We start from the raw sequence: 10,654 nt of genomic DNA on the forward strand, positions 1-10,654 counted from the left end.
CCCCTGTTCTGGTGGATCTTGTCTAGGTACCGATTGGTGTCGCCCGGGAGCTACGACAAGGCGACATTGATGGTCTTGACGCGGAGGAACTCCTCGATCCCCTCGCGTCCGCCCTCACGGCCGTAGCCGCTATTGCGCACGCCGCCAAAGGGCGCTGCGTAAGAGGCGGGCGATGCGCCACCGTTGATCCCGATGGTCCCCGCGTCGAGCTTGGATGCCGCCCACAGCGCCTTGTTGATGTCGCGGGTGTGCACGAAGCCGGCGAGGCCGAACTGCGAGTCGTTGGCGATCGCGATCGCCTCTTCCGCTGTCGAGAACCGGCTTATCGTGACGACTGGGCCGAAGACCTCTTCCTGGGAGATCTCACTGTCATGTGCGGCGTTGGTCAGCAGCGTTGGTGGAACGAAGAACCCGTCGGCGAGGTCCCCGCCGAGGCGACCGCCGCCGGTGGCCAAGGTCGCGCCGTCGGCGAGGGCTCGGTCGATCATTCCCAGGATGCGATCCCGGGCGCCTTCGCTGATGACGGGCCCCATAATGACGTTCGGGTCGAACGGGTCCCCCACGGTGATGGCCTCGTACGCTGCCTTCACGCGCGCCACGGTTTCGTCATAGATCTCGTCATGCACGAGCAGCCGGGTCGGCGAGGTGCAGACCTGTCCGGCGAGGCGGCAGAACGCGGTCTGCTGAGCGACGACGCTGTCGAGATCCGCGTCGGGGAAGACGATGTGGGCCGACTTGCCACCGAGCTCCAGAACGAGGGGCGTGATGGTCTGCGCGGTGTTTGCGCCGATGATCCGTGCGGTCGCAGGTCCGCCGGTGAAGCTGATCTTGTCGATGCCCGGATGCCGGGTGAGAGCATCCCCGGTGGCCGCGCCGCCGGGGAGGACGCTGACCGTACCGGCCGGAAAGCCCGCCTCGCGGCACAGTTTGCCGAACCGGATGGCCCCGAAGGGGGCGAGTTCCGGGGGCTTGATGACGACGGCGCAACCGGCGGCGAGTGCCGGGGCCACCGCCATGTAGATGTTATTGAGCGGGCCGTTCCAAGTCAGGATCTTGGCGACGACACCGACGGGTTCCTTGGTGGTGAACAGGAAGGCCCGGCCAGGGTCCAAATCAATCGTGTCGCCGTGGAGTTTCTCGATCCAGCCGGCATAGTAGTCGAACCAGGCAGGAAACCGGTTGACAATCATGGACCGGAAACCTGCATACGGGGTCCCGGTCTCGAGCGCGTTGATCGTCGCGAACTCGTCAGCCTGCTCCACCATAAGCCGGGAGAGGTTCCTGAGGATTTCCTGCCTGCGCGCGGCGGGAAGGCCCGCCCAGACCGGCTGGGCGGCGCGTGCGGCAACGACCGCGTCATCGACATCACGGGCCGAAGCTTGCGGGAAGTCCGCCTGCTCCCTGCCGGTAGCCGGGTTGACATGGGTCATCCGGCCCTCGCCCTCCAGGCGGATGTCGTCTCCAACGACAATGGCGCCCTGGAGCAGATCGGTCTTGCTGTGTGTATCGAGCATCGGCACTGCAGCTCCTCTGTTGTCTATTTCAATGGTTCGTTACGAAGAAGCGGGATTTCGAGGGCTCGCTCTGATCGGAGCATCACCCCTCGACGATCACGGGGGCGCCCAGGTAGCTCTCCCGCAGGACGTCCCAGTCGCCGAGTTCATTCACCGGGCAGTCCAGTGTGATCCGTCCCCGGTCAAGTACGGCCACGTGATCCGCGACGGCAAGCGAATTGTCGATCAGCTGCTCCACGAGCAGCACGCAGAGCCCCTCCTTCTTCAGGGCGTTGATCTCGCCGAAGACCTCATCAACGACAGAAGGCGCCAGTCCGGCGGACGGCTCGTCGAGCATCAGGACTTTCGGTTCCGCCATCAGGGCCTGGGCGATGGCCAGCATCTGCTGCTGGCCGCCGCTCAGCATCCCCGCCGCGTCGGAACGCTTCGTCTTCAGGACCGGAAATCGCTCGTAGGCTTTCTCAATCCCATCCGAGATGAAGCCGCGCCGCCTTCTATGGATGAAGCCTCCCAAACGGAGGTTCTCCTCGACCGACCGGGAACGAAAGACCCGCTTTCCCTCTTGTACCAGGCCCAGCCCCCCGTGGATCCGCTGCGAAGCTCCGTCCGTCTGCTCGGCGCCCAGGATTGATATGCTCCCGCCCAGAGTCGGCAACAAGCCGGCGATCGCCGACAGGGTCGTCGTCTTGCCGGCTCCATTCCTGCCAAGGAGCGCTGTGATCTCACCGACCCGGCAGGTGAAGTTGACCCCACGGACGATCTTCATTTCACCGTAGCCGGTGACCAGGTCACGCACGTCCAGACCGATCATGATGCTGCCCCCTCTTTTCCCGCAGTCATCAGGTCCCGAGCCGCCTTTCCGAGGTAGCTCTCGATCACCGCCGGGTCGTCGCGAACCACACTGGGTGGCCCGGATGCGATGATCTTGCCGAGATGGAGCACGTTGACCTGGTCTGCGATGCCCATGATCATCTCGAAGTTGTGTTCGACGATGACGATATTGGCGCCGGCATCCCGCAACGCACGGATCAGATCTCCCAGCGCCTCGACCTCATTTTCATCCAGGCCTGATGCCGGCTCGTCCAGCAGGACGACCGCCGGGTCCCCGGCGAGTGCGCGGGCGACTTCGAGCAAGCGGCGGGTTCCCAGGGGGAGGTCTGAAGCCGGTCGGTCGGCCAGCTCGGCGATCCCGAGAAGGGATAGCAGCCTCAGTGCCTCTGCCCGGTCATTGACCTGGCCGCGGCGGGCGCTTGGCATCCTGAGCATCGTCGCCACGATCGAGGTTCGGGAGCGTGAGAATCGAGCGCTTGCCACGACGTCGACGGCCGTCATCTCCCTGGGGACGACCGGAGTCTGGAAGGTGCGGGAGACACCGGCCATGGCCAAGCGGTGAGCCGATTTTCCTTCCATTGCGTCGCCTTCGATGGAAACGACACCCGACGTCGGCCGATAGAACCCGCTGATGACGTTGAGCAAGGTCGTCTTGCCCGAGCCGTTGGGCCCGATCAGAACGGTGATCTGGCCCGGCTTCGTCTCCAGGTTCACTCCGTCCAGGGCCCGGTTCCCGCCGAAGTCCATGGTGATAGCCGAGGCAATCATGTCCTTGCCATCAATGTGCTCAAGCGCCGATGGGTTCCGCAGCACCTCCTCGACGTCGGGCGCGAGCGCCCTGTGGTCGACAAACTTCGCCAAGATGAACTTGTTCGCGACGGAGGTGAGACCGCCGGTGAAGAACAGGCCAGCGATGAGCAGCAAGCCTCCGAAGAAGATCAGCGAATACTCCTGCAGCCCAACCGTGCTCAGCGGACCAATGACCATGATCGCGGCGCCGATGAGGGCGCCATATATGCTGGCACTTCCGCCTATCACGGAGGCAGCGATTATCGGAATCAGGGCCTGGAATCCGAATGAACCGTGCGAGAGGTAGCCCTGCTGGGAGGCGAACAATGCTCCGGCGACGCCCGCAGGCAATGCGCTCAGGACGTAGGCGGTCAGCTTGAGCCTGGGGACCGAGATGCCCAGGGACCGTGCGAGCACGGGACTCTCCCGCATGACCTTCAGCGCCACACCGTGGCGGGATGCCACGAAGTTCCGGAACAAGGCAAATGTCAGGACTGTGACGCCGATAACGAGCACGTAGAAGCCGGTGGCACTCAGCTTCACACCGAACAGCACGGGCAGGGGGATGCCGCTCAGGCCGGCCTGCCCGCCCGTGAATTCGGGAAGCAGAGTGACGAAATTGGGAAAGAGCAAAACCAGGAACAGCGTGACCATGGCGAGCGACCACGCGCCCAATCGGATTCCCGGAATAGCGGTGATCAGTCCGATCACCGCTGCCGCCAGAATCGCCGCCAGGAGCCCTATCGACAAGTCGAACTTCTGCGTTGCGAGGTATCCGGCGAAATACGCGCCGACCCCGTAGATGGCGGACTGTCCGAGGGCGAGTTCTCCGCCGTAGCCGAAGGTCATGTTCAGGCCAAGCACGAGCAGCGCCAGCAACGCGACCGAGATCACGACCTGCAGGATTCCCGCACCGATGCCCAGGAACGGCAGTACCAGAACCATGAGCCCGACGGCGAGCGGGATGAGCCAGAAGGGTCTGGTGACCAGGGCCCTTTGCGAAATCTTCAATTAGACCACCCGCTTCTTTATCTGCCCGAACAGCCCCGACGGGCGGACGAGCAACACGATGACCAAAAGGATGAAGACCGAGATGCCGGCCCAGTCCCCGCCCAAATAGCGCGCAGAGAACACTTCAACGAGTCCCACGGCGAATCCGCCCACCAGCGCGCCTCGCTGACTTCCGATACCCCCGATCGCCAGAACGACGAAGACCTTGACAGCGATGCTGTCGCCCAGCGAGTAGCTGGCCAGGGTCTTCGAGGCGACCAAGGGTGCACCTGCTGCCACGAGCGCACCACCGAGCGCAAAGGCTCCCAATGACAGAGCCTTCACATTGACACCCCGAAGCATCGCTGCCGCCCTGTCTTCAGCCGTCGCGAGTCCGGCGAGGCCGATGATGGACTTCCGGGCGAACAGGCCAGTCGCGCCGGCGACCAGAATTGAGACCAGGATCAGCAGCACATCGGAGAACTCGATCCGGCCACCCAGGAAATCGAAGGCAGTCTGGCCGGCGAAGTAGGAAACGGAAAGGGGGTTGGGTCCCCAGATGACGAAGGCGATACCGGAGAGGATGACACTGAACCCCAGCGTCGTGACCAGTTCGTTGTCCGCTCCCTTGCCGCTGAGGCGCCGAATCGCGACAACTTCCTCGACAGCCCCGACCAGGGCTCCGACGACCGCACAGAAGATGATGGCCGCCCAGAGCGGGAGACCGAGTTGCGCACCGGAGATCAGCGCGGTGAACGAGCCGATCATCAGGACGTACGCCTGGGCGAAGTTGAAGACACCCGAGGCGATGAAGACGATGTTGCAGCCAACAGCCACAAGCGCGTAGACGGCGCCGATCGCCAAGCCTGCCCATAAAAGTATCACCTACGTTGACCCTTCTGATTGTTGCTCACACTCGGGCAGCCGGGAACGAGGTCGCAGCCACGCGGTGAGAATACTGTTCCGCTCGCAGCCGCCAAGGCCGGGTGCGGGCGGAGTGCGGGCGGAGTGCCAGCGACGCGCGTTTCACGTCGCATCTTGAACGTGTGACAGGGCCCGCGCCATTCCCCGAAGCCGGGGAATGGCACCTGCCAGACGCACTAACCGATCGACTGGATGACGCCGTCGACGTACGGGCCCGGCTTGACGAAGACGTAAGCGTCCTTGGCGGAGACGCCGAGGAAGTGGCTTTCCGGGCTGAAGGTCTGGGTTCCCCAGCGAACGTAGGGGGCTGTTCCATCAAGGGGCCTGGGGTTCTCCAGTGCCTTCGACACGGATGCAGCGTCCACTGCGCCTGCCTGGTCGACTCCGCGCCTGGCAATCTGAAGCATGTCGAAACCGTCCGCGACCTGGTTCATGCCATTGGTTAGCTTGGCACCGCTCGACTTAAGGTGCGCCATGAGCGACTTGAAGAGCCTGCCGGACTCATCACGCTTGGCGGTGTTGATCGGGTACGCGCTGATGGTGAGATTCTTCCAGTCAGCCGGCGAGCTGATCGTGCCGAGGTTGTTGCCGGCGGAGAGCGAGATCCCGGCCACGACCGGGATGCCCAAGCCGAGCTTGGTGATTCCGGTCAGAATGTAGCCGGCAGCCGGACCGAATGCCTGCATCACCAGGCCATCAGGGTCGTCCGCACTGAGACGTTCCAATGGGGCCGTCATGTCGATATCGGCGGCAGCGTACGAGTCTGCAACGACCTCGATCCCGGCAGCCTTGAAGGCCGCGGCATAGGCAGTCGCCGTGTCGGTACCGTTGGCGTCATTCGCCGTCAGCATGCCGACCTTCTTGATGCCCTGGCTGAGCAGTTGCGTGGTGACGGCCTTCGCATCCTGGACGTTGGGCACGGTCGGAGAGAATGCGAACGGAAAATTCGCCGGGTCGCTGATTTTCGACGACTGACCGAGCGTCATAGTGAGAATTTCATTCCGGGTCGTCAACGGAAGCAGGGCCAGCGCAATGTTGCTGGTGACGCCGGCAAGGACAAGGTCAGGTTTCGCCTTGTCGATTTGCTGCTGGAGAAGTGTGACTGCCTTAGCCGGGTCGAGTTGGTCGTCGACAATCGTGAGTTTGGCTTGTCGGCCACCGAAGCCACCCGAAGTGTTGATGTCCTCAACGGCCGCCTCAAGCCCGGTGATCACCGTCTTGGCAGTCGTGGCGAGTGCTCCCGTGACCGGGTAGGACGCATAGATGTTGTAAGTCCCGCCCGCGCCGCTGGCCGGAGCGTTTCCGGCGCCTCCGCCGGTGCACGCAGTGAGGAACAGGCTCGACAAGACACCCAACGCCGCAATTAGCTTCTTCGAAACCACATTGTTTCCTTTCATCGAATGCTCAATCCTCACGGCAATGGCCGGAGCTCAAGCCATAATCACTCTGCTCAACATAGAACACTTTGGTGCCTAGAGTCTACTCTTTTGCCAATTGAATATTCCTGAGAGAGTGGGCGTTGACTGCTGAAGGTTTGGTTGTCTCCTGGTCGGCAACCACCAAGGACCCAGGAAGAGTCAACAGATCGGCTCTTGCGAGTCGTTCGTTCTTCGAGGCCTGACTCTGCGCGCGCGAGTCCCCGACAACGTCGACATTGACTGTGCCGCAGTCGCGACTGATTCGATTAAGACCCCTATGCCGCGTGACTCGTGCCGCGCAGGTGTGGTCAGGTGAGAGCGTAGCCATCATCGGCCTGGGTGGACTCGGGATGAGATGTCGAAGTCATACCTATTGCCGACACGAACGCTGGACATGATCGCCTGCGCAAGGAGAAGTTACAGGTCGACTCGTGGCGCGTCCATCGACGCCTGTCTGAGCAGGATGTTCTTGGCGCGCTCAGTCACCGGTCGGTCGACGAGCTGCCCCCGCACTTGCGCCGCCCCACCCTCACTGTCCAGCACCTCGACCGCCCAGGCTATTTCTTCAGCCGACGGGGCGAAGCCTGCTGCGATCGGGCCAAGCTGCGCCGGATGGATCGCGAGCATTCCGCCGAAGCCGTTGCGCCTGGCGCGCGTTGCGACCTTGAGTACCTTATCCGTGTCTGTGATCTCCGTCGAGGGCGAGTCGATTGGGGCCGAGCCGCCGCCGGCGCGGGCCGCGATGACGAGACTGGCGCGCGCGTAATCGAGTATTTCAGCATCCAGCTCGGCGCCGACATCGAGCGAGAAGTCTACGGCCCCGAAAGCCAGCCTGGTGACACCCGGCAGTGCCGCGATGCCCTGGGCCGCTCGTAGTCCGCGCGCACTTTCGACCAGCGGGATGAGCGCGAGTCCGCTGGGCAACCGCCGCCGAGTCTCACGTATCGCCACGGGATCCTCGGCCTTCGCCACCATGAGTCCCAGCAAACCGTGGCCAGTGACGCAAGACAGGCTGAGCAGAGCTGCGAGCTGCGGCTCGAACAATTCCGAGTCGGTCGAGTGCACGCGAACCACCGCACGCATGTCACCGCCTGGAACGAGCGCAGACAGGGCATTGGTAAGGGCCGCCTCTGCGTTTCCCGGGGCGACGGCGTCTTCGAGGTCGATAATGACCTCATCAGCCCCGGCAGCCATGGCCTTACCGAAGCGATCGGGCCGATCGCCAGGCACGAAAAGAAAAGTTGTAGCATCGCGCGATTGCGGGCCGGATGAACGCTTCACACAAACTACTATACATGGCTAACTATTTTTACTAGATTGCAAGGTGGTACTGCTCTGCAGTCCGGATGCCCCAGCGCCGGTGCATTCAAACGGATACAAAGAGGTGAGCCGCAGTGGCACAATCTGTCGTCGTAGTGGGGGCCAGCGGACTAATTGGTTCAGCCGCCGTTCAGCAGTTCGGCGATCACGGCTGGCACGTGACCGCAATTTCGCGGCGCCGGCCAAAAGTAACTCCGGGAACACCCTTTACCCACCTGCCACTAGACCTGCTCGATTCAGACGTGACCACCGCGGCGCTCGAGCGGCTGCCACCGGTCACTCATGTCGTCTACGCCGCCGCTTTCGAAAAGCCAGGCTTGGTTGCTGGATGGTCGGACCCCGAGCAGATGCAGACGAACCTGCTCATGCTGCGAAACGTTCTCGAGCCCCTCTCCCGATCGGGAAATCTCGAACACGTCACCACCATGCAGGGCACGAAGGCCTATGGAGTACATCTGCACCCCATCCCCATTCCCGCTCGAGAACGCCACCCCCGGGACGAGCACCCGAACTTTTATTGGCTGCAAGAAGACTTTCTGAAACAATCGGCCGAACAGTACGGCTACAACTGGACCATCTTCAGACCAGTTCAGGTCGTTGGGAACGCATACGGCGTCGCATACAGCACGCCATCAGTCATCGGCGCGTATGCCGCGATCTGCCGCCAGGAAAATTTGCCCTTCGGGTTTCCCGGTGGCCAAATCAACCCAGTGAGACAGTCAGTGGACGTCAACCTGGTCGCCGAAGCGATACGGTGGGCAACCCACGCACCGTCGGCCTGGGGACAGCATTTCAACCTGACCAATGGCGAGGTGTTCTCGTGGCAAGAATTGTGGCTGACATTCGCCGAGATCTTTCAGATAAAGGCGGCCGAACCGACTCCCGTCAGTCTCGCGCGCTTTCTGCCCGAGCATGGTCAGACGTGGAATCGCATCGTTGAGCAGTACGATCTTCTTCCTTTGTCAATACTCGATGTCGTGGGCAAATCACACATGTACGCCGACTACACGTTCGGGTACGGTGTAGAGACACCCCAACCGCCCACGCTCGTGAGCACCATCAAGGTGAAGCAGGCAGGCTTCACCGAAGTCCGCGATACCGAGGCCACCTACCGAAAAGCGATCGAATCACTGATCGAGCAGAGGATACTGCCCGGCGTCTCGCGTCGTTCTGCGTAACGATGGCCGAGGCTGAAGGGTTCGCATCGCCCGACACTCCCCCACCGCCGCTTGGCCCGATCTTGCGCCAGCTCACCCCGTCGGTTTTTCTGCCCGCCATGATCTATGAGATCGGGAACGGCGCGATCGCCCCGATCATCGCCCTGACAGCGGTCGGACTCGGTGCCCCTCTCGCGCTCGCGGCGCTGCTCGTGGGGCTTCTTGGTATCGGTCGTGTGCTCGGCGACATTCCTGCCTCGTGGCTTGCGGAGCGTTACGGGGACCGTCGGGCGATGGTGTTGGCGGCCGGGCTCGAAACCGTGGCTCTGCTGGGCTGCTATTTCAGTCCATCCATCGCGCTCTTCGCTGTCGCTCTGTTGCTCTCGGGCATGTCAACGGCGACGTTCTATTTGGCCAGACAGTCGTACCTGGCCGACGTGGTGGCTCCCGCCCATCGGGCACGGGCGATGTCGACCCTCGGAGGTTCTCATCGCGTCGGCCTTTTCGTCGGGCCGTTCATCGGTGCTGTGGTCGTGAAAGCAATAGGCTTGAACGGCGCGTATCTCGTGGCCATCGCCGCCACGCTGTGTGCCGCGGTGCTGTTGCTCGTGATCGCGGATATCTCACCGCCGCAAGGCCAGGGGACAGCGATTCGAGGCAAGAAGTCGAGCCGAGCCGTTCTCATCGAGCATCGAATCATATTCTCCACCCTCGGCGTGACGATGATCGGCTGCGGCGCGGTACTGGCTGCCCGGCAGACGGTTGTACCCTTGTGGGCCGCGCACCAGGGAATCGGGGCCGCCGAGACCAGCCTGATTTTCGGCACGGCGGGAGCAGTGGAGATGCTCCTGTTCTATCCGGCTGGCAAGATCGCCGACCGATTCGGCAGACTAGCCGTCGCGCTGCCTTGGATGCTCGTGCTCGGCGGCGCCATCGCGGCTGTTCCTTTCACCTCGGATCCCGCTTCTCTCACGGCCGTGGCGATCATCATGAGCGTTGGTAGCGGCATAGGAGCAGGAACCCTCATGACGCTCGGCGCCGACGCGGCCCCTCTCGCTGGTCGCCTCCGTTTCCTAGGGATCTGGCGCGTTCTCAGTGATTCCGGATATGCAGCAGGGCCCGCTATCTTGTCAGCCATCGCGGTCGGCACATCGCTTTCAGTCGGAATCACAGCGCTCGGCGCCGTGGGCCTCGGCGCCGCCGCAGCCCTGAAGGTGTTCGTGCCGAAATACGCGGCCACCCGACAAAACTAAGGGGTATATCCCGATCCGCCACCCGTCGAAGCCATCAGCGCGAGCGGCTCCTAGTGTCGAGATGAGTCTGGCGACCCAGGTCAGTTCCGGATGCACTCTCCTTCGCACGACGCCTATTGGGGAAGTCGAGAGACGTCAGAAAGAGTGCTCGGGGCCGGGGAACCGCCCGGATTGGACCTCATCGCCGTACGCCTTGGCGGCGTCGGCCAATACGGTTCGAATGTCCGCATATGCTTGACAAATCCTGCCATCTTACCGCTGCGCAGGCCTGCCATGTCCGGCTACACCAGAACCTGCCCCGTGGTCGTACTCCCGGCGCCGATGCCGATCGTCGGAATCGAGACGGCGGCATCAACGGCTGCGGCGGTTGATGCCGGCACCATTTCCATGAGCACACCGAAAGCGCCGGCCTCCGACAAGGCCGCGGCGTCCTCTATTAGCCGCTGAGAGTCGTCCCC

General features: G+C 62.8%; 8 protein-coding genes and 1 pseudogene. 2 read left to right on the top strand and 7 right to left on the bottom strand.

Going from position 1 to position 10,654, the window contains the following annotated elements; translation table 11 throughout:
- Positions 1-50: 50 nt before the first annotated feature.
- The 6 genes from HNP00_RS22070 to HNP00_RS22095 all read right to left on the bottom strand — a co-directional run bounded on the left by HNP00_RS22070 (position 51) and on the right by HNP00_RS22095 (position 7,696).
- The gene (locus tag HNP00_RS22070; RefSeq protein ID WP_260405122.1) at positions 51-1,514 is read right to left on the bottom strand and encodes an aldehyde dehydrogenase; all 1,464 of its coding nucleotides are present in this window, start codon (positions 1,512-1,514) and stop codon (positions 51-53) included.
- An 82-nt stretch (positions 1,515-1,596) separates the two neighbouring features.
- Positions 1,597-2,325 carry an ABC transporter ATP-binding protein gene (locus tag HNP00_RS22075; protein ID WP_221451735.1) on the bottom strand — a complete coding sequence of 243 codons (729 nt, stop codon included), beginning with the start codon at positions 2,323-2,325 and terminating at the stop codon, positions 1,597-1,599.
- Entirely contained in the window at positions 2,322-4,145 is a 1,824-nt protein-coding gene (locus HNP00_RS22080; protein ID WP_184741858.1) for an ABC transporter permease subunit, read from the bottom strand. The genes HNP00_RS22075 and HNP00_RS22080 overlap by 4 nt, the downstream gene beginning before the upstream one ends.
- The gene (locus HNP00_RS22085; protein WP_184741859.1) at positions 4,146-5,009 is read right to left on the bottom strand and encodes a branched-chain amino acid ABC transporter permease; all 864 of its coding nucleotides are present in this window, start codon (positions 5,007-5,009) and stop codon (positions 4,146-4,148) included.
- 215 nt (positions 5,010-5,224) lie between these two features.
- Positions 5,225-6,445 (bottom strand): ABC transporter substrate-binding protein, encoded by a 1,221-nt coding sequence (locus HNP00_RS22090; protein WP_184741860.1) that lies wholly within the window; start codon positions 6,443-6,445, stop codon positions 5,225-5,227.
- Positions 6,446-6,883: 438 nt separating this feature from the next.
- Complete coding sequence (locus HNP00_RS22095) at positions 6,884-7,696, bottom strand: CoA ester lyase (protein ID WP_311770650.1); 813 nt, start codon at positions 7,694-7,696, stop codon at positions 6,884-6,886.
- A 164-nt stretch (positions 7,697-7,860) separates the two neighbouring features.
- On the opposite strand from HNP00_RS22095, the gene HNP00_RS22100 reads away from it, so the two are divergent.
- Both HNP00_RS22100 and HNP00_RS22105 read left to right on the top strand, forming a co-directional pair.
- A complete protein-coding gene (locus HNP00_RS22100; RefSeq protein WP_184741861.1) occupies positions 7,861-8,964 on the top strand; it encodes an NAD-dependent epimerase/dehydratase family protein in 1,104 nt (367 codons plus the stop codon).
- Between the two features lie 98 nt (positions 8,965-9,062).
- A complete protein-coding gene (locus HNP00_RS22105) occupies positions 9,063-10,196 on the top strand; it encodes an MFS transporter (RefSeq protein ID WP_221451736.1) in 1,134 nt (377 codons plus the stop codon).
- A 135-nt stretch (positions 10,197-10,331) separates the two neighbouring features.
- On the opposite strand, the pseudogene HNP00_RS22110 reads toward HNP00_RS22105, so the two are convergent.
- A pseudogene (locus HNP00_RS22110) lies at positions 10,332-10,654 on the bottom strand (3-methyl-2-oxobutanoate hydroxymethyltransferase); the annotation flags it as partial.

Origin of the sequence: Arthrobacter sp. AZCC_0090 (assembly GCF_014207375.1) — a bacterium.
GTDB lineage: Bacteria > Actinomycetota > Actinomycetes > Actinomycetales > Micrococcaceae > Arthrobacter.

What these genes read in the sequence shown, in the direction of transcription:
- HNP00_RS22105 (WP_221451736.1), top strand. Translation starts at nt 9,063, where the DNA reads ATGATCTATGAGATCGGGAACGGCGCGATCGCCCCGATCATCGCCCTG.
- HNP00_RS22070 (WP_260405122.1), bottom strand. Translation starts at nt 1,514, where the DNA reads ATGCTCGATACACACAGCAAGACCGATCTGCTCCAGGGCGCCATTGTC.
- HNP00_RS22090 (WP_184741860.1), bottom strand. Translation starts at nt 6,445, where the DNA reads ATGAAAGGAAACAATGTGGTTTCGAAGAAGCTAATTGCGGCGTTGGGT.
- HNP00_RS22075 (WP_221451735.1), bottom strand. Translation starts at nt 2,325, where the DNA reads ATGATCGGTCTGGACGTGCGTGACCTGGTCACCGGCTACGGTGAAATG.